Source organism: Streptomyces xinghaiensis S187, assembly GCF_000220705.2.
GTDB lineage: Bacteria > Actinomycetota > Actinomycetes > Streptomycetales > Streptomycetaceae > Streptomyces > Streptomyces xinghaiensis.
Genome location: NZ_CP023202.1, coordinates 650547 through 672504 on the forward strand (window position 1 = coordinate 650547; position 21958 = coordinate 672504).

Sequence of the window (21958 nt, forward strand, 5' to 3'; positions counted from 1 at the left end):
GGCCGGCCCAAGGCGGCGCACTGCCGCATAAGGAGTGATCGCGTGTCGCGACGTCTTCTGGCGTCACTCACCACCCTGCTCGTCTGCGGCGGACTGGCCGCACCCGTGGCCGCCTCGGCCGCTCCCGGTTCCGCGGCCCGGACCGCGGCCTGCTCCGCGCCGAACTGGACGGCCGGGCAGTGGTACCCGGCAGGCTCGGTCGTCCGCTACACGGACGGCCGGTACTACCGCGCCGAGCACGACAACCCGGGATATGACCCGGTGATCAGCACCTGGTACTGGGAGCCGTACTCCTGCGAGGGCGGCGAGCCGGCACCCAGCGGCTTCGTGGTGAGCGAGGCGCAGTTCGAGCGCATGTTCCCGAACCGGAACTCCTTCTACACCTACAGCGGCCTGAAGGCGGCGCTGAGCGCCTACCCCGGCTTCGCCAACACCGGCAGCGACACCGTCAAGCGGCAGGAAGCGGCCGCCTTCCTGGCCAACGTCGCCCACGAGACCGGCGGCCTGGTGCACATCGTCGAGCAGAACACCGCCAACTACCCGCACTACTGTGACACGTCGCAGCCGTACGGCTGCCCCGCCGGGCACGACGCGTACTACGGCCGCGGGCCCATCCAGCTGAGCTGGAACTTCAACTACAAGGCGGCCGGTGACGCCCTCGGCATCGACCTGCTGAACAACCCGTTCCTGGTGCAGAACGACGCGGCCGTGGCCTGGAAGACCGCCCTGTGGTACTGGAACACCCAGAGCGGCCCCGGCAGCATGACCGGCCACACCGCGATGACCGGCGGGCACGGTTTCGGCCAGACCATCCGCAGCATCAACGGCAGTCTGGAGTGCGACGGGAGGAACCCGGCGCAGGTGCAGAGCCGCATCGACAAGTACCGGCAGTTCACAGGCATCCTCGGCACCGACCCGGGCGGCAATCTCTCCTGCTGAGCGGCTGCTCGCCCACCCCTGTACGCCCGCCACGGCCCACCGCCGCGGCGGGCGTACCGCTGCGCACGGGGCCCTCACCCACGCGCTTCGGCGCCCGGGCCGCCCGCGTCCCACCGGGCACTTCTCGTCAATTCTCTTTCCCCTTGAGGCAATCCGGGCCGCCGTACGTAGGTGATGGGTGAACAGGCGTACGGGGAGCCGAGCACCGCGACCGCTCGCGTCTGTCCGCATGGCAGGAGGACCCGCTCGCGGTGTCCGCCCCGCCGCAGCCCCACAAGCCGGACCGGCCGGACCCCCAGCGGCCGGTCCGCCCCCCGATGGAGGTCAGTCAGTTGAGCCACCGACGAGTCAACAAGCGGACGGGCGCCATAGCCGCGGCCTCCGCAGCCGCCCTCGCGGGAGCGGTGATCCTGCTGCCGAACGCGAACGCCAGTGACGAGAAGGAGGCCGCCCCCAGAACGTTCGCCGGCCCGGCCGCGGCCAAGACCGGCACCGCGCTCGCGGCCGACCTGGGCGCCGACGCCGCGGGCTGGTACTTCGACGGCGAGTCCGGGCGGCTCGTCATGAACGTCCTGGACGAGGAAGCCGCGGAGACCGCCCGCGCCAAGGGCGCCGAGGCGCGGATCGTGGACAACAGCATGACCGAACTGAAGGCGGCCACCCGGACGCTCGGCGACAAGGCGTCGATTCCGGGCACCGCCTGGTCGATCGACCCCAAGACCAACAAGGTCTCCGTCCTCGCCGACCGCACCGTGACGGGCGACAGACTCGCCGCGCTGGAGCAGGCCACCGACGGCATGGCGGGCCTGGTGACCGTCAAGCGCAGCCAGGGCGAGTTCAAGCCCTTCGCCGACGGCGGCGACGCCATCTTCAGCGGCGGCGCACGCTGCTCCCTGGGCTTCAATGTGGACGTGAACGGCGCCCCGGGCTTCCTGACCGCCGGCCACTGCGGCGATGTCGCCACGGCCTGGACGGGCGACCAGGCCGGCGCCCAGCCGCTGGGCACGACGGCCGAATCGGTCTTCCCCGTCAGCGACTTCTCCCTGGTGATGTACGACGACCCGGCGACGGAGGCCCCGAGCACGGTCGATCTGCAGGACGGCACCACGCAGGAGATCACCGAGGCCGCGGAGGCCAGTGTCGGCATGGCGGTGCAGCGCTCCGGCAGCACCACCGGTCTCAGCGAGGGCACGGTCACCGGCCTCAACGCCACCGTCAACTACGGCAACGGCGATATCGTCAACGGCCTGATCCAGACCGATGTCTGCGCCGAGCCGGGCGACAGCGGCGGTGCCATGTTCTCCGGCAACGCGGCCGTGGGCCTCACCTCGGGCGGCAGCGGTGACTGCACCGTCGGCGGCGAGACCTTCTTCCAGCCGGTGACCACCGCGCTGGAGGCCGTGGGCGCGACGATCGGCGCCGGTGGCGCCGGTGCCGGCGGCGAGGGAGCCGGTGCCGGTGACGAGGCCGGCGCGGGCGGCGAGGCCGGTGACGGCGCCGCCGGCGAGGAGGCCGGTGACGCGGGTGACATCGGCGCCGGTGACGAGGGCCTCGGCGAGGAGGACGGCTTCGGCGGCGCCGCGGACGGCCGGGCCGGCCACGGCTCCCGGGACGACTCCACCGACACCCGGACGGGCCACCGCTCGTAACGGCGGCCCGGGGAGGCGGCCGCCGGCCGGCCGCCTCCCCGGCCCCATCGCACCCGACGCAGGATCCGGGCGCGGGGCCCGGGTACCTCTCCCCTGGTACCCGGGCCCCGCGCCCGTCTTCCGCTCCCACCGCGGGGCCCTGCCGCGGCTCCCGCCCTCTCCCGGAGCCCTGGACCACCCCCGCCCGTTCACCGGTGCCGGTAGTCCGCCGGTACCGGGGACGGGACTTCCCGCCGCTCACCGGGCCCCGGGAGACACGCCGGCACGGCGGCAGCCCCGCGCCGCCACCCCGTCCCGCGGCGCCACCCCTCTCCGCCGCCCGGCGCGCCCCCGTCACGCTCCGTCTCCCCTCTCCCCCGGCCCCCGGGCCGCGCTTCCCACTCCTGGGGAAGGAGGGCCGGAGAGGCACTCTTGAGTACATCCGCCGCAGCGGGTTAGGTGATGCGGGACGGCACCGGTTCACCTACCGTGAGCAGGTGCCGCCGCCACACCGGGAGGTACCGGACATGACCGATGTCTTCGACGCGCTCATCCCTCCGCCGGAGCCCCGCGCCCGGCCCGTCACCACCGCCGAGGTCGACGCCCAGGTGCGTGGCGTCTGCTTCAAGACCGGGCCGCCGCGCAGGCTCGGGGTGGAACTCGAATGGTTCATCCACGATCCGCGCGATGCCCGCTCCGCCGTCGAGCCGTCCCGGCTCTCCGCCGCCCACGCCGCCCTGCGCGGCCTGACCCTCCGCTCCGCGCTCACCTTCGAGCCCGGCGGGCAGATCGAGCTCAGCTCTCCCCCGGCCGGCTCCCTCGCCGCCTGCGTGGCGGACGCGGCCGCCGATCTGCGCCGCGTACGCGCCGCCCTCGCCGCCCGCGGCCTGGCCCTCGCCGGGCACGGCCACGATCCGTGGAACCCCCCGCGCCGGCTGCTCACCGCTCCCCGCTACCGCGCCATGGAGGCGTACTTCGACCGCGCCGGTCCCGCCGGCCGGGCCATGATGTGCGCCACCGCCTCCGTCCAGGTGTGCCTGGACGCCGGTCACGAGGAGCCCGGCCCGCTCGGCCACGCCCGCCGCTGGCGGCTGGCGCATCTGCTGGGCGCCGTGCTCGTGGCGGCCTTCGCCAACTCCCCGCTCCGGCAGGGCGTCCCCACCGGCTGGCGCTCCACCCGGCAGGCCCTCTGGGCCGAGCTGGACCCCGGCCGCTCCCTGGCTCCGCCCGACGGTCCGGAGCCGCGCACCGCCTGGGCGGCGTACGCCCTCGACGCGCCCGTCATGTGCGTCCGGTCCGACAACGGCGGGCCGTGGACCCTTCCCCCGGACGGGCTGACGTTCCGCCACTGGATCGCGGGCGGCGCCCCCCGGCCGCCGACCGCCGACGATCTCGCCTACCACCTGACCACCCTCTTCCCCCCGGTCCGGCCGCGCGGCCATCTGGAGCTGCGCATGATCGACGCGCAGCCGGGCGAGGACGGCTGGATGGTGCCGCTCGCGGTGACCGCCGCCCTGTTCGACGACCCGGCCGCCTCCGCCACGGCCGTACGGGCCGTCGAACCGCTCGCCGCCACCGCCGGCGCGGAACCCCCGCCCGGCAACCCGCTGTGGCGGAACGCGGCCCGCCACGGCCTCGCCGACCCCGCGCTCCGGGCCGCCGCCGAGACCTGCTTCGCCGCCGCCCGCGAGGCGCTGCCCCGGCTGGGGGCGCCGCCCGCCGTACGGGACGCGGTGGCGGACTTCACCGAACGCTATGTCTCCCGGGGCCGCTGCCCCGCCGACGACCTGCTCGACCTGTACGGACAGCCGGCACCAGGGAAGGAGAGCCGCCCATGACGGCCACCGAACGGACCAGCCCCGCCGCCCGCGACACCGCCGAGAGCGTCCTCCCCGACACCACCCCGGACACCTTCCGCCGCCGGGCCGCCGACGCCCTCACCGCCGCCCGCGACCGGACCGCCCTGCTCACCTCCTGTGTCGACGACCCCGAACTCACCGCGCAGCACTCCCCGCTGATGTCCCCGCTCGTCTGGGACCTCGCCCACATCGGCAACTTCGAGGACCAGTGGCTGCTCCGCGCCGTCGGCGGCCGCGAGGCGCTCCGCCCCGACGTCGACGCCGTCTACGACGCCTTCGAACACCCGCGCGCCGAGCGCCCCTCCCTGCCGCTGCTGCCGCCCGGCGAGGCCCGCCACTACGTCGCCGACGTGCGGGCCCGGGCCCTCGACGTGCTGGCGGACACCCGGCTGGAGGGCGGGGAACTGACCGACGCGGCCTTCGCGTTCGGCATGATCGCCCAGCACGAGCAGCAGCACGACGAGACCATGCTCATCACCCACCAGCTGCGCCGCGGCCCCGCCGCGCTGACCGCCCCCGCGCCACCGCCCGCCCCCGCCGACGCGGACTCGCTGCCGGCCGAGGTCCTCGTGCCCGGGGGCCCGTTCACCATGGGGACCTCCGCGGAACCGTGGGCCCTGGACAACGAACGGCCCGCGCACCGGCGTGACGTCCCGGCCTTCCTCATCGACACCGTCCCCGTCGGCAACGGCGCCTACTTGCGCTTCATCGAGGACGGCGGCTACGAGGAACCGCGCTGGTGGGCCCCCGGGGGCTGGGCGTACGTCCGCGAACACGGCCTGCGGGCGCCCCTGTTCTGGCGCCGCGAGGGCTCCGGCTGGGTGCGCCGCCGGTTCGGCGTCACGGAACCCGTACCGCTCGGTGAGCCCGTGCTCCACGTCAGCTGGTACGAGGCCGACGCCTACGCCCGCTGGGCCGGCCGGCGCCTGCCCACCGAGGCCGAGTGGGAGAAGGCCGCCCGGCACGACCCGGCCACCGGCCGCTCCCGCCGCTACCCCTGGGGCGACGCCGACCCGGGACCGGACCAGGCCAACCTCGGGCAGCGGCACCTGCGGCCCGCGCCCCTGGGCAGCTGGCCGCGCGGCGCCTCACCGCTCGGTGTGCGGCAGCTGATCGGCGACGTGTGGGAGTGGACGGCGAGCGACTTCCTCCCCTACCCCGGCTTCCGCGCCTTCCCCTACCGCGAGTACTCCGAAGTCTTCTTCGGCCCGGAGCACAAGGTGCTGCGCGGCGGCTCCTTCGCCGTCGACCCGGTCGCCTGCCGGGGCACCTTCCGCAACTGGGACCTGCCGGTGCGCCGCCAGATCTTCGCCGGTTTCCGCACGGCCCGCGACCTTCCGGGGAGCGCGTGACCGCCCGGCGCGGGCGGGCGCCCGCGACCGCCGTCACCCCCCTCCGCCCGGCACCGGGGCGGGGGTGGGGCTGATGTGCCGGCATGTGGCCTACCTGGGGCCCGGCGTTCCCTGGCAGGACGTCCTGGTGACCCCCGGGCACGCGCTGTACCGCCAGTCCTGGGCGCCGCGCCGCCAGCGGTACGGCACCGTCAACGCCGACGGCTTCGGCGTCGGCTGGTACGCGGACGGCGACCCGGTGCCGGCCCGCTACCGCCGCGCCGGGCCGGTCTGGGCCGACCAGTCCTTCGCCGACCTCGCCCGCGTCGTGCGCACCCGTGCGCTGCTCGCGGCCGTACGGGACGCGACCGAGGCCGGCGCCGACGGCGAGGCCGCCGCCGCGCCCTTCGCCGCCGGGCCCTGGCTGTTCAGCCACAACGGGGCCCTCACGGGCTGGCCCGCCTCCGCCGCCCCGCTCGCGGCCGGACTGCCGCCCGAGGACCTGCTGACGCTCCAGGCCCGCTGCGACTCGGCCTTCGTCTGGGCGCTCGTCCTCCACGCGCTGCGCCGCGGCGACGCGCTGGGCGACGCCCTCTCCGCCGTCGTCGAGCAGCTGGCCGCGGCGGCGCCGGGCTCCCGGCTCAACCTGCTGCTCACGGACGGCGGCACCGTGGCCGCCACCGCCTGGGGGGACACCCTCTGGTACCTGGCGGACCCGGCCGCGCGCCGCACCGTCGTGGCCTCCGAGCCCTACGACGACGATCCGCGCTGGACCGAGGCACCCGACCGCACCCTGCTCACCGCCACCCGCACCGATGTTCTCCTGACCCCGCTCAAGGAGCCCGCGTGAGTCCGTTCGCCGTCACCCGCACCCTGCCCGCCGACGCCACCGCCGCCGCTCTCCGCACCGACGTCCTCCGCGGGCTGTCCCGCCGCCACAAGGAGCTGCCGCCCAAGTGGTTCTACGACGCCCGCGGCAGCGAGCTGTTCGAGCGGATTACGCGGCTGCCCGAGTACTACCCGACCCGCGCCGAGCGGGAGATCCTCGCCGCCCGCGCGGACGCCGTCGCCGAGGCGAGCGGCGCCCGCACCCTGGTGGAACTCGGCTCCGGCTCCTCCGAGAAGACCCGCCATCTGCTGCGGGCCCTGGGCGGCCTGCGGGCCTATGTCCCCGTGGACGTCAGCGAGTCGGCGCTGCGCCTCGCGGGGGAGAGTCTGCTCGCGGACCACCCGGAGCTCGATGTCCACGCCTTGGTCGCCGACTTCCAGCACGGGCTCCGGCTCCCGGACACCCCCGGCCCGCGCCTGGTGGCCTTCCTCGGGGGCACCATCGGCAATCTGCTGCCCGCCGAGCGCGCCGCGTTCCTGGCGTCCGTGCGCTCCCTGCTCACCCCCGGGGACACGCTGCTGCTCGGCACCGACCTGGTCAAGGACGAGCGGACGCTGGTGGCGGCCTACGACGACGCCCAGGGCGTCACCGCGGCCTTCAACAAGAACGTCCTGTCCGTCATCGACCGCGAGCTGGGCGCCGACTTCGACCCGGACGACTTCGACCACGTCGCGCTCTGGGACGCGGAGCACGAGTGGATCGAGATGCGGCTGCGCGCCCGGCACGCGCTGACCGCGAAGATCCCCGCCCTGGACCTCGCCGTCACCTTCGACGCGGGCGAGGACCTGCGCACCGAGGTCTCGGCGAAGTTCCGGCGCGAGGGCGTACGGCAGGAGCTGGCCGCCGCCGGTCTGGAGCTGCGCCACTGGTGGACGGACGACGAGGGCCGCTTCGCCCTGTCGCTTGCGGGTCCGGCCGAGGACTGAGCGGGCGGTCCGGGCGGGCCCGGCGCCTCACCGGCGCGGCCCGCCCTCCGCCGGCCCGGCCGCCTCTCCGGTGTCCCGCCCGGCCGCCGGTCCGCCCGCCTCCTCGGCCCGGATCCGGAGCAGCAGGTCCCGCGCGGCCCGGGCGACGGCCGGCTCGACGCCGAGGCCCCGCACCATCTCCTCGGCGGCCGCCATTTCGTCGGCGCGGCGCCCGGCGTGCCGGCGGGTGCCGGTGACCAGCCGATCCACGGTTCCGGCTCCGGCGCCGGCGAGCTCCGCGGCGATGTTCTCCCGCAGCCACTCCTCGCAGCCGGCGGCGCGGGCCGCGTCGAGCGCCTCGACGACCGCCGCGGCCATCCCCTTGAAGAAGACACTGCGCAGCAGTTTGCGCCGGGCGGCGGCGCCGGCGCCCCCGGGCTGGAGGGTGACGGGCGTGCCCAGGGGCCGGAGGAGCGCGGCGAACCGTTCCGCGGCCGGGCCGCTGACGAGCATCGGCACCCCGAGACCCCGCCCCGGGACGGGGGCCATGATCGCGACGTCGGCGAAGGAGAGGCCCGCCCGGGCGGCGGTCTCCCCCAGTACGGTCTTGGCCTGTGGTGACGCGGTGTTCATATCGGCCCAGACGGCGCCCTCCCGGGCCCCGGGGGCACCGGCCTCCAGGGCGCCGAGGGCGGCCGAGGCGCTGTTGACGCTCAGCACCAGGTCGACGCCGCGCACGGCGTCCGCCTCGTCGGCCGCCACCTCGACGGCGTCACGGGGGCGGACCCGGGGGTCGTGGACGCGGACCCGCGCACCGAGGGCGAGCAGATCGCGGCCGAACGCCGAGCCGGCCTCGCCGTAGCCCAGCAGCGCGATGTACGGGGGCGGTTGCACGAGAGCCTCCTTGCGTCCGGCCGGTGGTCCGCGGGGCCGGGACCGGAGGGGCACCCTGCTACACTCCCGACAATATTGTCAACAATCACGCCAGCATCCGGGAGCCAGGGAATGCCGAGCGACGCATCCAGCGCGACAGGGACGGCCAAGGCGGCGAAGGCCCGCGCCAACGTCACGTCCGACATCCGCGAGGCCATCCTGCGAGGTGATGTCGTGGCCGGCCAGCGACTGGTGGAGGCGGACCTGACGGAACAGTTCTCGGCCAGCCGGGGGGCGGTCCGCTCGGCCCTCCTCGAACTCGCGGCCGAGGGGCTGGTCGAACGCATCGCCAACCGGGGCGCCCGGGTCCGGATCGTCCCCCTCGACGAGGCCATCGAGATCTACGAGGTGCGCATGGCCGTGGAGGCCCTGTGCGCCGCCAAGGCGGCCGAGCGGATCGGCGCCGCGGAGGCGGAGGAGCTCCGCACGATCGGCTCGGACATGCGGGTGGCGGTGGCCGGCGGCGACATCATGCGCTACCGGCAGCTCAACCAGCGCCTCCACCAGCGGATCAGGGAGATCAGCGGCCAGCGCGCCGCCTCGGACGTGCTGGAGAGGCTGCGGGCGCAGAGCGTGCGGCAGCAGTTCAAGGTCGCCACCATGCCCGGCCGTCCGCAGGTCTCGCTGCCCGAGCACCTGGCGATCATCGACGCGATCCGCGCGGGTGACGCGGAGGCCGCGGAGCAGGCGATCCGGCTGCACCTGCGCAGCGTCATGGAGGCGATGCGGAGGGCCTCCGAGGGCTGATATCGGCCAGACCCTTGACGTCGGCAACGGGATTGCTAACAATCCCGTTCAACAAGTTGCCGACAAAAAGGTGTCACCGTGTCCCACCCCATCCCGAGCCGGCACGCCAGGGACCTCGTCCGCGGCGCCTACGACGTCCACATCCACGTCGGGCCCGACGTCATGAAGCGCCGCATCGACGACAGCGAGCTCGCCCACCGCTTCGCCGAGGCCGGACTGGCCGGGTTCGTCCTCAAGAGCCACTACGTCCCCACCGCCGAGCGGGCCGCCGTCGTCAACCGGCTCGGACAGGCCCAGGCGGTGGGGGCCATCACCCTCAACGCCTCGGTGGGCGGTCTGAACCCCATCGCGGTCGAGATCGCCGCCCGCGGCGGCGCCCGGTTCGTGTGGCTGCCGACGGTCGACAGCTCCAACCAGCGCTCCTGCCTGGCCAGTGACCCCGCGGGCGCCAAGCCGCCGATGTGGGCCCGGCTCCAGGACGACCTGCGCGCCGCGGGCATGGCGGCGGACCCGGTCGAGGTGGTCGGAGCGGACGGCGCCGTCCTGGAGCGCACCCGCCAGGTCCTGCGGCTCATCGCCCGGCACGACATGGTCCTGGCCACCGGCCACCTCCACGGCGACGAGATCGCCACGGTCGTCGCGGCCGCCGCCGAGGAGGGCGTGCGCCGCATCGTCGTGACGCACCCCGAGTTCACCTCCCAGCGGATCGGCATCGAACGCCAGCGTGAGCTGGCCGCCCACGGCGCCCTGCTGGAGCGGTGCTTCACCACCCCCTACACCGGCAAGGTCGGCTGGGACCTGTGGTTCTCCAACATCCGCGAGGCGGGGCCGGAGAACTCGATCGTCTCCAGCGACCTCGGCCAGCCGTTCAACCCGCCCGTCGAGCACGGACTGGCGCTCGCCGCCGACCGGCTCCTCGAAGCCGGCTTCAGCGACGAGGAGATCCGCACCATGACCGTGCACAACAGCCGGGCCCTCGTCGGCGCCGAACCGCTGAGCGACTGACCGCCCCCGATGCCCGAGAGAGAAGAACCGATGAACACACGTCGCATGCTGGTCGTCGGCGCGCACAGCGCCGACTTCGTCTGGCGCTCGGCCGGCGCCGTCGCCCGCCACACCGCCGCCGGAGGGGAAGCCCTCGTGGTGGCCCTCTCCTACGGCGAGCGCGGGGAGTCCGGCGTCCTGTGGAAGCAGGAGGGGCAGACCGAGGAGAACGTCAAGAAGATCCGCCACGAGGAGGCCGCCGGGGCCGCCGCCGTGCTCGGCGCCGGGTTCCGGGCGCTCGACCTGGGCGACTACCCGCTGCGCGCCGGTGACGACGCCGTCGCCGAACTGGCCGGGATCATGCGCGACTTCGCGCCCCACCTCGTCCTGACGCACCCCGAGAAGGACCCGTTCAACCCCGACCACCCCGTCGCGCACCGCGCGGTGGCCCGGGCCCGCCTGCTGACCTCCGGCGCGGGCGTGGCCAGCGCGTTCAGGACCGCGCCGCCCTCGGAATTCCTCGCCTTCGAACCGCACCAGCCGGAACTGTGCGGCTTCGTCCCCTCGGTCTTCGTCGACATCACCGATGTCTTCGAACGCAAGGTCGAGGCCATGCGGCACATGGCGGCCCAGCGGTACCTCCAGGAGTACTACGCCCAGCGCGCCGAGCACCGGGGCAACCACGCCCGCAAGGTGACCGGCGACGCCGGCATCCGCCAGGCCGAGGCGTTCCAGCGCCTCCTGCCCCACGTGGTGGGTGCGCTGTGAGCCCCGGAACGGCCGAGCTGGGCCGCGCCGGAGTCGCCACGGTGTACGAGGCGTACGGCCGCCGCGGACTGATCGAGGAGTCCTGGGACACCGTGACCCCCGGCCGCCGCACCGCCGGTCCGGCCCGCACGGTGCTGTGCGGCCCCGGCGACAACCGCGCCGTCCACGAGGCCATGGACGTCCTCCGGCCCGGGGAGATCCTGGTCGTCACCCTGGCCGAGCCGGAGCCCGTCGCCGTCGTCGGAGACCTGCTGGCGACCCAGGCGGCCGTGCGCGGAGCGGCCGGGCTCCTCGTCAACGCGGCCGTCCGGGACACCGCCGAGCTCGCGGGCCTGCAGATGACGGTCCACGCCCGGTGGCGGAACGCCCGCGGCGCCGGCAAGGAGCACCGCGGGCGGGTGAACGTCCCCGTCCGCGTGGGCGGCACCCTGATCGAGCCGGGCGACCTGGTCGTCCTGGACGACGACGGCGCCACCGCCGTACGGGCCGCCGACGTCCCCGAGGTCGTGCGGGCCGTACGGGCCCGCATCGCCAAGGAGGCCGCCCTGCGGGCGCGCTGGCAGAACGGCGAGATCAGCTACGACGTCTACGGCCTGCGCGCGCAGGACAGCGAAGGGAGCGTGACGGCATGACCGCGCTGCTGAGCGTCGACGGACTGTCCCAGCGGTTCGTCAAGAACGACACGGCCACGGTCGCCCTGCGCGACTTCAGCCTCTCGGTGGAGCAGGGCACCTTCGTCTCGGTCCTCGGCCGCAGCGGGTGCGGGAAGTCCACCATGCTGAACCTCCTCGCCGGGCTGACCACGCCCACCAGCGGCGAGGTCCGCTACCAGGGCAAGCGGCTCACGGGGCCGCACACGGACATCGGCTATCTGACGCAGTCGGACACGCTGATGCCGTGGCGGGACGTCCAGCGCAACGTCGAGATGCCGCTGGAGCTCCAGGGCGTGCCGGCCGCCGAGCGGTCCCGCACCGCGGGCGACCTCATCGGCCGCGTCGGCCTCTCCGGTTTCGAGCACCACTACCCCCGCGAGCTCTCCGGGGGCATGCGGCGGCGGGCCAGTCTGGCCCGGATGCTGGCCGGCAGCCCGTCCACGCTGCTCATGGACGAGCCGTTCGGCGCGCTGGACGCCCAGCTCCGCCACGAACTGCAGCAGGAACTGCTGCGGCTCTGGGAGGGCAGCGAGCAGACCGTCGTGTTCGTCACGCACGACATCGAGGAGGCGATCCTGCTCGGCGACCGCGTGGTGGTCCTCGGCGGGCTGGGACGCATCGTCGTCGACCGGCGGATCGACCTCCCCCGCCCGCGGAACGCGGACGAACTGCAGGTCGACGCCACCTATGTGGCCCTGTACAAGGAAATGGCCGGCGCACTCCAGGGAGCCGCGGCATGAGCACCACCGACACCCCGCCCGAAGCCGGCCGGGCCCTGCCCACCGGAGCCGTCCGCGAGGACGTCCGGCGCACCTGGTGGCAGCGCCACGGCGGCACCACGACCATCTGGGCCACCCGGACCGCACTGCTGGTCGTCATGCTCGTGCTCTGGCAGGCCGCCTCCGGCCGCTGGATCGACGACACCTTCATCAGCCGGCCCAGCGACATCGTCGACCGGCTGGGAACCTGGTGGGCCGACGGCACCCTGGCCGACAACACCTGGATCACCGTGCAGGAGATCGTCTACGGATTCCTGCTCGGGGCCGTGGCCGGCGCGCTGGCCGGCTATCTGCTCGGGGCCTCGCGCTTCGTCTACCGGGTGCTGGACCCCTTCATCATGGCCCTCTACGCGATCCCGAAGGTGGCGCTGGCCCCGCTGTTCATCGTGTGGATCGGCATCGGCATGGACATGAAGGTCCTGCTGGCCGCCGTCACCGTGTTCTTCCTCGTCTTCCTCAACACGGCGGCCGCCGTCCGCGAGGTCGACCAGGGACTGGTGGACGCGGTGCGCCTCATGGGCGGCGGCCGCCGCCAGATCGCCCTCAAGGTGGTCCTGCCGTCCTCGATGGCCGGGTTCCTCACCGGGCTGAAGGTCTCGGTGCCCTACGCCCTCATCGGTGCGGTCATCGGCGAACTCGTGGCCTCCAACCGGGGCCTCGGCTACCTGATCAACGATGCCGCCGCTCAGTTCGACACCGCCGGGGTCTTCGCCACGCTCGTGGTCCTCAGCCTGATCGCCGGGGCCCTCAACATCCTCGTCGGCCTGCTCGACCGGCGCGTCAACCGCTGGAAGCCGCTCCAAAAGTAGCCAACGCGCCGCACCCGCGCCCGCGTCCACCCCCCGCGCCCGCGTCCGCCGTCCCTCACGAACCGGAGAACCCCGTGTCCCCATCGCGCCGCACCCTGCTCAAGGCGTTCGCCGCCTCCTCCGCCCTGCTGTCACCGACCCTGCTCACGGCCTGCTCGAACGGTGGCTCGGCCGGCAGGGGCGGCGCCCTCAACGTCGGCCAGATCAGCGACTCCGTCGCCTTCTTCCCGCTGTTCATCGCCGAGAAGCGCGGCTTCTTCAAGGACGAGGGCCTCTCGCTCGGCGACCGCCCCCGGCTCGGCACCGGTGCCAAGGTCGCCGCCGCGCTGAAGTCCGGCAGCATCGACATCGGCGCCGGGGTCATGACCGATGTGCTCAACCTCGCCGAGAACGACGCCCAGGCCCGGCTCACGACGTCCCTGGTCACCGAGTACTACGTCGACATCGTCGTGAAGAAAGGTTTCAGCAGCCCGGGTTCCTCCCTCAAGGAGAAGACCCGCGCCCTGGCCGGGAAGAAGATCGGCATCACCGGCCCCGGCAGCGGCACCGAGGCCCTGGTCAACTACCTCTTCGGGCTCGCGGGGCTCAACCCCAGGACGGACGCCACCCTCGTCAACCTCGGCGCGGTGAGCAGCGCGGCCCTGGGCGCCCTGAAGGCGGGACGCGTCGACGCCCTCGCCTTCTTCCAGCCCATCGGCCAGCAGGCCGAGGCCGCCGGGATCGGCGACATCTACATCTCGCCCGCCGCCGGCGACGTGCCTTCCCTGACCGGCGCCCTGCACGGGGTCGCCTTCACGCTGAGCGGCGTCCTCACGGAGAAGTCCGCGGAGATCGCCTCCTTCCAGAGCGCGATCGGCCGGTCCCTGAAGTTCATCGCCGGTGACGCCTCCGAGGTCAGGGACCTGCTCGGCGAGTACCTCAGCAGCGCACCCGGCCCCGCGCTCGACGCCCTGGTCCCCATCCTGCGGAAGGAGTCCCCCGCGTCCGCCGCGGTCGCCGGGAAGAGCTACGGCATCGCCCGCGACTTCCACGTCGACAGCGGTCTCGTCAAGAGCGCCCCCTCCTACGGCGAGCTCGTCCCGGAGGCGTTCCGGTAAGCCCCCGCCCCCGGCGCGCCGGGACCCGTACCCATCCGCCTCCGGGTACGGGTCCCGGCGCGGCGGCGGAGAGCCGGGCCGCGCGGCCGCCCCGCCCGGACTCCGCCGGCCCGGCCCCGTTTCCCCGCGCCCGGGCCGGGCACCCGTGGGTGTCGTAAGCACCCGGCGTCACCGGCGCCGGGACGACCCGACGGAAACCGGGCCCGGGAGGCACACCGTGGCTGACACATCGGCTCACATCTCCACCATCGAGCTGGACGCGCTCTGGGACGAGTTCCACCGCGTGGTGAACATGAACTCCGAGGAACTCGCCGCATGGCTGCGGACGGAATCCGCCGGCGAGGTCAGCGAGACCGAACCGGACCACTCCGGCACCGAGCTGGGCAGGCACGTCCTGCATATCCTGCAGAAGCGCCGCACCGACCTCACCGACGACGACATCCGGGTGATGCACAAGATTGTCGACCGGGTGACGGACCAGCGCCGCGAGGACATGGAACCGGTCGCCGGGCAGAGCTCCTGGCGGCACCGGCTCATGAACATGGGCCACGACCCGCTGAAGCCCCCGCGCGACACTGGGCGGTAGCCCCCTCCACCGCTCGGCCCTCCCGCCTCGCGCGGACGCCGCCGCCGGGGCACGGTGGGTCGTGACCACCCCGTCCCCGCCCCGCCCCCGCCCTTCACACAGCCAGGGAGACCCCCCATGACCAACCACGTCTACCGGGTGACCGAGATCGTCGGCTCGTCGCACGAGGGACTGGACGACGCGATCCGCAACGGCATCCGCCGCGCCTCCGAGACCCTGCGGCACCTGGACTGGTTCGAGGTGACCGAGATGCGCGGACAGATCAAGGACGGACAGGTCGAGCACTACCAGGTCGGCCTGAAGGTCGGCTTCCGGCTGGAGGAGGCGGGCTGACCGGCCCCGGGGTCCGCCCCCCGGCGGCGCCCTCGCGCCCGTCCCCCGAACGGACCGCCGGGGTCCCCCGGCCGGACCTCCCCGGCGGGCACACCCCCCGCGCCTGACGGAGGCTGTACGGAAGCGGGCCCGCGCCCGCCCTCCGAACCGTCCCGCAGGGGAGGACCCGACGTGCCCGTGAACATGGAAGAGATGCGCCGCTGCTCGGTCGCCGTGGACCTCGGCGCGTCGAGGACCCGGGTGTACGTCAAGGACACCGGCATCATCGTCGACGAGCCGAGCGTCGCCGCCGTCAACGTCCGCACCGGCGCGCTCCTCGCCGTCGGCGAACTCGCCGAACGCATGACCGGGCGCACCCCCGACCACATCCGGGTGGTCCGCCCCGTACAGGGCGGCACGGTCGTCAACGTCGACCTCGCCCGCCGCATGCTGCGCCACCTCATCGGGAGCAAACTCCGCCGCACCTGGATCCGCCGTCCCGGCATGCGGTTCGCCGCCTGTGTGCCGCACGACAGCGAACCCCTCGCCCAGCGCGCGCTGCACGAGACGCTCACCGCGGTCGGCGCCCGCCGGGTGGAACTGGCCGACACCATCGTTTGCGCCGCCATCGGCTCCGGGCTTCCGGTGGAGCACCCGGAGGCGGCGATGGTCGTGGTCTGCGGCGCGGGCACCACGCAGGTGGCGGTCCTGTCCCTCGGCTCGATCGTCGCCGCGGAGACCGTACCGGTCGGCGGCGACGCCATCGACTACGCCGTCATCGAACACCTGCGCAGCCGCCACGAACTGCTCCTCCCCCACCCGGCGGTGCGCCCGCTGCGGATGATGCTCCACTCGGACCCGGGCCCCGCCGTGGCCGAGGTGCACGGCCGCGACGTGACGACGGGGCTGGCGCGGACCGTGACCGTGGACACCGAAAGCGTCCGGCAGGCCGTCGGCGGACCGCTCACCGCCGTGCTCGACGCGATCCGCACCGTGCTCCGGCGCTGCCCGCCCGACCTCGTCGCGGACCTCTCCGAACGCGGCCTCGTCCTCGCCGGCGGCGGCGCCCTCCTGCCGGGACTCGACTCGATGCTGAGCCGCGCGACCGGCATCCCCGTGCACACCGCCGAGGCCCCGGACACCTGCGCCGTACGCGGGCTGGGCGCCATGATCGAGGGCAAGGTCGAGTCGATGCGCCTGGACCCACTCGCCGGCTGACCGGCCCGCTCCGGCCGGGCACACACGCCGGCGCGGGCGGTGACGCGGGCGGTGAAGCGGACGGTCCGTGCGGGGAACGGCCCGGGTGAGTGACAATCACCGGGTGCCGCCCCCTCCGTATCCTTCCCTCGCCGCGCTCGACGCGCTCCTCGGCACGATGCCCGGCACCGGGGAAGCACGCCGACGCCAGTTCAGCATGGTGCGAAGGGAGCTGGAGTCCGCTCTCCGGCAGGACGCACTGCCCGCGCCGGCCCGCGGCAGCCTGCGGCATCTCCTGGACGAACAGGCCCTCGCCCCGTATCTGCGCCGGGCGGAGTCGGGCGCGCTGCGGCACCGCCTGGTCGCCGGACGCCGCCCCCCGACCTCCCGGCACACCAACCAGACCCGGCTGGTCTGCCTCGACCTGCTGCGGGAAGCGGCCGGCCTCCCTCCCCTGCACCTGGCGGCCACCGGGACCCCGGCGCTGCGGCCCGTCCCCGGACACGCCCAGCTCTCCGCGCTGCGCCGGCAGCTCGACCAGGACCTCGCCGGCCCGCTGTCCCCGGGGCGGACCCGGCTGACCGCCGTGCTCGCCCTGGTGCTGGACACCGCCGCGCGCTCCGGAGAACTGACCGGTCTGCGCACCACCCACCTGACCGGCGACCGCGGCTCGGTATACGTGGAGCGGCGCCCGCAGCACGGCACCGCCGCGCCGGTCACGGGTGAGTGGCTGCCGCTGTCACCGCTCGCCCGCGCGGCTCTGGACCGCTGGCTGGCGGTCCGGGGGGAACTGGTCGCGTTCGCCCACGGCACCTCCCGGCTGTGGGTGTCCCTGCGCCCGAACCACGCCGGCCTCCCCGACGAGAACGGCAGCGCCGTGGGGCGTCCGGCCGGAATGCCGCTCGAGGAGAACGGGCTCATCACCTCCTACCGGCGCGGCCGCGCCCGCTACGGGCTGCAGCACCTGTTGCCGGACAAGCTGGAGCAACTGCGCCGCGCCGCCGAACAGCAGCGCGGGGCACGTCCCGCGTAGCCGCGTCCTTCAACCGGTCACCGCCGTCCCGCGGCTGCGGGGTTTCCCGCTGTCGGCGGTGGGATGATGGGGCCTAGGGCTTGTTATATGATTGTTGTGCCCGTCCGGCCGCCGGGTGCCTCGCCGGGATCGCCGCCCGAGGCAACCCGTCCGGGGTCTGCGGCGGTCCTACCGGGCACCGCCGGGGGAAGAGATCCCGGCCGCTCGTACCGGTGAACCGGTGGGAAGGAGCATCGCCCGTGGAGTTCGATCCCGGTCTCTGCCTGGACGTTCCGGAGGGTTTCGACGACTCGGACGCCGAGAGCCAGGTCCATCCGATGGCCCGGAAGCTGTTCCCCGCCACGACCGCTGCGGGAGCCTTCGGCAAGGCCCAGGAATGGGTGCGGGAGCACAACGTCCGTCTGGTGGACGTGTCATGGGACTTCCTGTACGACGAGGACGAGCCCCACGTACTGAGCGTCTACTTCACCTTCGAACAGGACCCCGAACAGGACTGAGGAGAGCCCTCGGGCCGGCTCCGGGGACGGCCCCGGGGAAGCCGCGCACTGACCCGCCGGCCGGCTCCCCGGGCGCGGTCCGGCGAGCCCCCGGAGGATGGCCGGTTCACGCCCCCGGAGAGCCCGCCGTGCCTCAGGTCGCGTCGGCCAGCGAGAGGGTGTGGAGCCGCTCGGGCGGGCCGGGCCGCGCGTAGTACCAGCCCTGGGCCGTGTCGCAGCCGAGGACGCGCAGGTGTTCGGCCTGGACGCCGGTCTCCACGCCCTCCACGGTGACCGCGAGGTCAAGGGTGTGCGCGAGGGAGACGATGCCCTCCACGATCTTGATGTCGATGGGGTCGGCCGGCTCCCGCTGCATGCCCCGGGTGAAGGAGCGGTCGAGTTTGAGGGTGCTGAGCGGCATCCGGCGGAGGTTGGAGAGGTTGGAGTAGCCCGTGCCGAAGTCGTCGAGGGCGATGTCGACGCCGAGGTCGGCCAGTTCGCGCAGCGGCTTCAGCAGGGTCTCGTCGGCGCCGATCAGCGCGCTCTCGGTCACCTCCAGGCAGAGCGAGGACGGCTCCAGGCCGGCCTCCTTGAGCACCTCCACCGTGTCCCGGACGAGATGCGGGTGGTGGAGCTGGCAGGGCGACAGGTTGACGTTGACCCGCAGCGCCTTTCCGTCGATGTGCTGGAACTGCCAGTCGCGGGCCTGCCGTACGGCCTCCTCCAGCACCCAGCGGCCGAGCGGCACGATCAGGCCGGTGTTCTCCGCGAGGGGGATGAACTGGTCCGGTCCCAGCACCCCGCGCAGCGGGTGGGACCAGCGGACGAGGGCCTCCGCGCCGTGCACCTGGCCGTCGCTGAGCCGGACCAGCGGCTGGTACTCGATGAAGAACTCGCCGCGCTGGAGCGCCATCGGCAGGCTGTTCGTCAGGCCGTGACGGGTGATGACCCGGGTGTCGGCCTCCGGGTCGGCGTGCTCGTAGCGGTTGCCGCCCGCGGCCTTGGCCCGGTACATGGTGATGTCCGCGCTGCGCAGCACCTCGGCGGCGCCGAGCTTGCCCGCCGGGCCGTCCACGATGCCGATGCTGCCCCGTACGGTCAGTTCCTTGCCGGCGATGGACACCGGGGTGGACAGGGCGTCGAGGATGCGCTCGGCGAAGTCGGTGACGTCCTTCTGCTCGGGCGGGTCGGTGATCAGGGCCACGAACTCGTCGCCGCCGATCCGCGCCACGAGCTGGCTGGGGGCGGTCACGCACGATTGCAGCCGGTCGGCGACGGCGACCAGCAACTGGTCGCCGACGGCGTGGCCGAGGTGGTCGTTGACCGCCTTGAAGCCGTCCAGGTCCAGGTAGCAGAGGCCGAAGCGGGCGGTGCCGCCGCGTGCGGCGACCGCGGATTCCAGCCGCTCGAAGAAGAAGGTCCGGTTGGGGAGTCCGGTGAGGGCGTCGTGCGTCGCCTCGTAGCGGAGGCGGAGGTTGAGCAGCCTGCGCTCGGTGATGTCCTCCATCAGCGCGAGCATGTAGCGGGGGGTGCCGTCCCGGTCGCGGAGGAGGGAGACCGTGAGGTTGGTCCACAGGACGGTGCCGTCGTTGCGGTAGTACGGCTTGTCGACGCGGAAGTGGTCGCGCTCCCCGCGCATGAGTTCGGCCAGCATCCGCCAGACGCCCGGGCTGTCCTCGGGGTGGGTCCAGTCGGTCACCCGGCGGCTGCGCACATGGTGCTCCAGACCGCCGAACATCCGGGTCAGGCTCTCGTTGATGTCGACGACCCGGCCGTCCATGTCGGCGATGCCGATGCCGATGGCGGCGCCCTCGAAGACCGCCCGGAACCTCGCCTCGCTGCGGTGCAGGGCCTGTTCGGCGTCGGCCTGCGCACGCAGCGCGGCGCGGGACATGGCCTCCTGCTCGGAGCGGGTCCGTTCCCGCAGGGCCTCGGCGAATCCGGCGGCGACGGCGTGCTGGAGCCGGGTGCAGCGGGCCCGGAGCTGCTCCACCGGCTGCGGTTCCTCGGGCGGGCAGTAGAGCGTCAGATAGGAGTCGATCACGCCCAGCGTGTGCGGCAGGCTCCCGGGGTCGGTGCAGTGCGCCGCGACGAGCGCGGCCCCGACCTCCAGCCCCGCGCTCGGGTCGAACGGCCGGGTCCGCAGGGCGGCGGCCAGCCGGCGGGCCTGCGGGATCAGATGCTGTTCGAACTCGGCGCGGGTCATGGACGTGGCCGTGGCCGGGTAGATGGCCCGGCTCCAGATCGCGGCGAACCGTCTCAGTCTGTCGTCGGGCCCGTCCTCGGAACCGTCTGGGCCGGGAGCCCCGGGCCCGGGCGGCCGGGCCGTCACGCCTTGCGCCCCACGCCGGCGAACCCGGTGTAGACCACGGGGTCCTCCTGCTCGCCGGGGGTGTCGGGCCGCCAGTCGGGCATCGACACGAGGCCCGGCTCGACCATCTCGAAGCCGTCGAAGAACGGGGCGACCTCCTGGCGCGACCGCATGACCAGCGGGGAGGTCGCCTGCCGGTAGACCCCTTCCACCCCGACACCCTGACGGGACGTCAGTGGCCCGCCCTCCGTCGACGCGTGGGTGAGCGCCATCAGGCTGCCCGGCGGCAGCGCGTCGCGCAACTCCGCGACGACGCGCCGCGGTTCGTCGTCGTCGGTCAGGAAGTGCAGGACGGCGACGAGGAGCAGCGCCACCGGTTTCCCGAAGTCGAACATGCTCCGGGCCTCGGGACTGGACAGGATGGCCGACGGCTCGCGCAGGTCGGCCGCGGTGATGACCGCGGACTCGCTGCCCTCCAGCACCGCCCGGCTGTGCGCCACGGCCACCGGGTCGTTGTCGACGTAGACGACCTTCGCCTCCGGGGCCGCCGCCTGGGCGACCTCGTGGACGTTGCCGAAGGTCGGTATGCCGGAGCCTATGTCGAGGAACTGGGTGATGCCCTGTCCCACGGCGTACCGTACGACGCGCCGCATGAAGGCACGATTCGCCTGCATGATCTTCGGCAGGCCCGGCATGATCTCCATCGCCCTGCGCGCCGCCTCCCGGTCGGCCTCGAAGTTGTGCGAGCCACCCAGGTAGAAGTCGTAGATCCGGGACACGCTCGGCACGGAAAGGTCGATGCCCTGGGGGGCCCAGGAGGGTCGCTCCATCGGTGGTCTCCAACTGTCGGCCAGGAGGGTCCGGCCATTTTTATGCCGGTGTATGCGCCTGAGGCTACTGATCGCTCCTCACCAGGGGAACCTCAAACGGAAATCTGCGATCCGTATCGGTCACAAACCATGGGCATGTGCGCCGTGATCCGGGAGTTGAGCCCCACCTGTCCCGCCCGTTCATTCAATACGGCTGAAGGGCAACGCAACTGAGGGCACATCAGGCCGGATCGGGCATCGGATTCACGCCATGCACCCCTCCCCCCGCCTGTCCGGTGCGCGCCGGTCCGCCGGGCCGGGGGCGCGGTAGGCTGCTGGCGTCCATGGCCTCAGCCGCATGGAGGAGAAGGAGGAACGGTGCCCGCGCCCTTCGAGCGCGGAACGGACGGCCCCAAGGTGATCGTCGCCGGGCTGGACGGTTCCGACTCCTCCTGGCGTGCCACCGCCTATGCCGCGGGGCTGGCCCGGCGGCAGAACGCCCTGCTCGCGGTCGTCCACGTCCAGCCGCTGCTGGTGGCCGGGGCCGCGCTGGGCGCCCCCACGGCGGCGATCACCGCCGACGCCGCCGAGGAGCTGGAGCGGGAGGCCCGCTCGGCGATCGGCCGGATGCCGGAAGCCGGCAGTCTGCGCTGGGAGTTCCACACCTTCCACGGCGACCCGTACACCGTGCTGGCCGAGGCGGCGGACGGGCTGAAGGCCGACGCCGTGGTCGTCGGCGCCTCCGAGCGTGCCGGGCACCGACTGGCCGGCTCGGTCGCGGTGCGGCTGGTCAAGGCGGGCCACTGGCCGGTCACCGTGGTGCCGTAGGGCCGGTCCGGCGCGCCCGCCGGGGCCCCCGGCACCGGGCCCCGCCACGGCGGTCACCCGGTCCCGGTCCCGCCCCCCGGGGGTC

At 73.9% G+C, this 21958-nt stretch carries 22 protein-coding genes; 19 read left to right on the plus strand and 3 right to left on the minus strand.

Annotation, left to right across the window (positions count from 1 at the left end; translation table 11 throughout):
• Positions 1–42 precede the first annotated feature (42 nt).
• The 6 genes from SXIN_RS02810 to egtD all read left to right on the plus strand — a co-directional run bounded on the left by SXIN_RS02810 (position 43) and on the right by egtD (position 7572).
• Positions 43–939 carry a glycoside hydrolase family 19 protein gene (locus SXIN_RS02810; protein WP_019708023.1) on the plus strand — a complete coding sequence of 299 codons (897 nt, stop codon included), beginning with the start codon at positions 43–45 and terminating at the stop codon, positions 937–939.
• 332 nt (positions 940–1271) lie between these two features.
• Complete coding sequence (locus SXIN_RS02815; RefSeq protein WP_095757891.1) at positions 1272–2588, plus strand: S1 family peptidase; 1317 nt, start codon at positions 1272–1274, stop codon at positions 2586–2588.
• 506 nt (positions 2589–3094) lie between these two features.
• Positions 3095–4405, plus strand: coding sequence for an ergothioneine biosynthesis glutamate--cysteine ligase EgtA (gene egtA / locus SXIN_RS02820; RefSeq protein ID WP_095756533.1), 1311 nt, complete (start codon positions 3095–3097; stop codon positions 4403–4405).
• Positions 4402–5778: an ergothioneine biosynthesis protein EgtB gene (gene egtB / locus SXIN_RS02825; RefSeq protein WP_095756534.1), complete on the plus strand. Its 1377-nt coding sequence runs from the start codon at positions 4402–4404 to the stop codon at positions 5776–5778. The genes egtA and egtB overlap by 4 nt, the downstream gene beginning before the upstream one ends.
• A gap of 73 nt (positions 5779–5851) precedes the next feature.
• On the plus strand, positions 5852–6607 hold the full coding sequence (egtC, locus tag SXIN_RS02830) for an ergothioneine biosynthesis protein EgtC (protein ID WP_095756535.1): 756 nt from the start codon (positions 5852–5854) through the stop codon (positions 6605–6607).
• A complete protein-coding gene (egtD, locus tag SXIN_RS02835; RefSeq protein WP_019708020.1) occupies positions 6604–7572 on the plus strand; it encodes an L-histidine N(alpha)-methyltransferase in 969 nt (322 codons plus the stop codon). The genes egtC and egtD overlap by 4 nt, the downstream gene beginning before the upstream one ends.
• Positions 7573–7599: 27 nt before the next feature.
• On the opposite strand, the gene SXIN_RS02840 is transcribed toward egtD, so the two are convergent.
• On the minus strand, positions 7600–8445 hold the full coding sequence (locus tag SXIN_RS02840; protein ID WP_095756536.1) for an NAD(P)-dependent oxidoreductase: 846 nt from the start codon (positions 8443–8445) through the stop codon (positions 7600–7602).
• A gap of 111 nt (positions 8446–8556) precedes the next feature.
• Here SXIN_RS02840 and SXIN_RS02845 point away from each other — a divergent pair, with 111 nt between their 5' ends.
• The 12 genes from SXIN_RS02845 (at position 8557) to SXIN_RS02900 (ending at position 17946) form a co-directional block, all read left to right on the plus strand.
• Positions 8557–9231: a GntR family transcriptional regulator gene (locus SXIN_RS02845; RefSeq protein WP_019708018.1), complete on the plus strand. Its 675-nt coding sequence runs from the start codon at positions 8557–8559 to the stop codon at positions 9229–9231.
• 78 nt (positions 9232–9309) lie between these two features.
• On the plus strand, positions 9310–10236 hold the full coding sequence (locus tag SXIN_RS02850; protein ID WP_019708017.1) for a DUF6282 family protein: 927 nt from the start codon (positions 9310–9312) through the stop codon (positions 10234–10236).
• Between the two features lie 30 nt (positions 10237–10266).
• On the plus strand, positions 10267–10983 hold the full coding sequence (locus tag SXIN_RS02855; RefSeq protein WP_039820738.1) for a PIG-L deacetylase family protein: 717 nt from the start codon (positions 10267–10269) through the stop codon (positions 10981–10983).
• Positions 10980–11615, plus strand: coding sequence for a 4-carboxy-4-hydroxy-2-oxoadipate aldolase/oxaloacetate decarboxylase (locus SXIN_RS02860; protein WP_019708015.1), 636 nt, complete (start codon positions 10980–10982; stop codon positions 11613–11615). The genes SXIN_RS02855 and SXIN_RS02860 overlap by 4 nt, the downstream gene beginning before the upstream one ends.
• Positions 11612–12376 (plus strand): ABC transporter ATP-binding protein, encoded by a 765-nt coding sequence (locus tag SXIN_RS02865; RefSeq protein WP_019708014.1) that lies wholly within the window; start codon positions 11612–11614, stop codon positions 12374–12376. The genes SXIN_RS02860 and SXIN_RS02865 overlap by 4 nt, the downstream gene beginning before the upstream one ends.
• Positions 12373–13224: an ABC transporter permease gene (locus SXIN_RS02870; RefSeq protein WP_019708013.1), complete on the plus strand. Its 852-nt coding sequence runs from the start codon at positions 12373–12375 to the stop codon at positions 13222–13224. The genes SXIN_RS02865 and SXIN_RS02870 overlap by 4 nt, the downstream gene beginning before the upstream one ends.
• 74 nt (positions 13225–13298) lie before the next feature.
• Complete coding sequence (locus SXIN_RS02875) at positions 13299–14321, plus strand: ABC transporter substrate-binding protein (protein WP_019708012.1); 1023 nt, start codon at positions 13299–13301, stop codon at positions 14319–14321.
• A 217-nt stretch (positions 14322–14538) separates the two neighbouring features.
• Positions 14539–14907 (plus strand): DUF3140 domain-containing protein, encoded by a 369-nt coding sequence (locus SXIN_RS02880; RefSeq protein ID WP_019706616.1) that lies wholly within the window; start codon positions 14539–14541, stop codon positions 14905–14907.
• 117 nt (positions 14908–15024) lie between these two features.
• Entirely contained in the window at positions 15025–15240 is a 216-nt protein-coding gene (locus tag SXIN_RS02885) for a dodecin (RefSeq protein WP_019706615.1), read from the plus strand.
• Between the two features lie 171 nt (positions 15241–15411).
• Positions 15412–16437, plus strand: a complete 1026-nt coding sequence (gene mreB, locus SXIN_RS02890) for a rod shape-determining protein (RefSeq protein WP_019708011.1) — start codon at positions 15412–15414, stop codon at positions 16435–16437.
• 85 nt (positions 16438–16522) lie between these two features.
• Positions 16523–17449 (plus strand): hypothetical protein, encoded by a 927-nt coding sequence (locus SXIN_RS02895; RefSeq protein ID WP_019708010.1) that lies wholly within the window; start codon positions 16523–16525, stop codon positions 17447–17449.
• A 239-nt stretch (positions 17450–17688) separates the two neighbouring features.
• Positions 17689–17946, plus strand: a complete 258-nt coding sequence (locus SXIN_RS02900; protein WP_019708009.1) for a hypothetical protein — start codon at positions 17689–17691, stop codon at positions 17944–17946.
• A gap of 133 nt (positions 17947–18079) precedes the next feature.
• On the opposite strand, the gene SXIN_RS02905 is transcribed toward SXIN_RS02900, so the two are convergent.
• Positions 18080–20257 (minus strand): putative bifunctional diguanylate cyclase/phosphodiesterase, encoded by a 2178-nt coding sequence (locus SXIN_RS02905; RefSeq protein ID WP_019708008.1) that lies wholly within the window; start codon positions 20255–20257, stop codon positions 18080–18082.
• The gene (locus tag SXIN_RS02910) at positions 20254–21066 is read right to left on the minus strand and encodes an SAM-dependent methyltransferase (protein ID WP_019708007.1); all 813 of its coding nucleotides are present in this window, start codon (positions 21064–21066) and stop codon (positions 20254–20256) included. The genes SXIN_RS02905 and SXIN_RS02910 overlap by 4 nt, the downstream gene beginning before the upstream one ends.
• 357 nt (positions 21067–21423) lie before the next feature.
• Here SXIN_RS02910 and SXIN_RS02915 point away from each other — a divergent pair, with 357 nt between their 5' ends.
• Positions 21424–21873 (plus strand): universal stress protein, encoded by a 450-nt coding sequence (locus SXIN_RS02915; protein WP_095756537.1) that lies wholly within the window; start codon positions 21424–21426, stop codon positions 21871–21873.
• Positions 21874–21958: the final 85 nt, after the last annotated feature.

What these genes read in the sequence shown, in the direction of transcription:
- egtC (WP_095756535.1), top strand. Translation starts at nt 5,852, where the DNA reads ATGTGCCGGCATGTGGCCTACCTGGGGCCCGGCGTTCCCTGGCAGGAC.
- SXIN_RS02885 (WP_019706615.1), top strand. Translation starts at nt 15,025, where the DNA reads ATGACCAACCACGTCTACCGGGTGACCGAGATCGTCGGCTCGTCGCAC.
- SXIN_RS02910 (WP_019708007.1), bottom strand. Translation starts at nt 21,066, where the DNA reads ATGGAGCGACCCTCCTGGGCCCCCCAGGGCATCGACCTTTCCGTGCCG.
- SXIN_RS02865 (WP_019708014.1), top strand. Translation starts at nt 11,612, where the DNA reads ATGACCGCGCTGCTGAGCGTCGACGGACTGTCCCAGCGGTTCGTCAAG.
- egtA (WP_095756533.1), top strand. Translation starts at nt 3,095, where the DNA reads ATGACCGATGTCTTCGACGCGCTCATCCCTCCGCCGGAGCCCCGCGCC.
- SXIN_RS02845 (WP_019708018.1), top strand. Translation starts at nt 8,557, where the DNA reads ATGCCGAGCGACGCATCCAGCGCGACAGGGACGGCCAAGGCGGCGAAG.
- SXIN_RS02855 (WP_039820738.1), top strand. Translation starts at nt 10,267, where the DNA reads ATGAACACACGTCGCATGCTGGTCGTCGGCGCGCACAGCGCCGACTTC.
- egtB (WP_095756534.1), top strand. Translation starts at nt 4,402, where the DNA reads ATGACGGCCACCGAACGGACCAGCCCCGCCGCCCGCGACACCGCCGAG.
- SXIN_RS02870 (WP_019708013.1), top strand. Translation starts at nt 12,373, where the DNA reads ATGAGCACCACCGACACCCCGCCCGAAGCCGGCCGGGCCCTGCCCACC.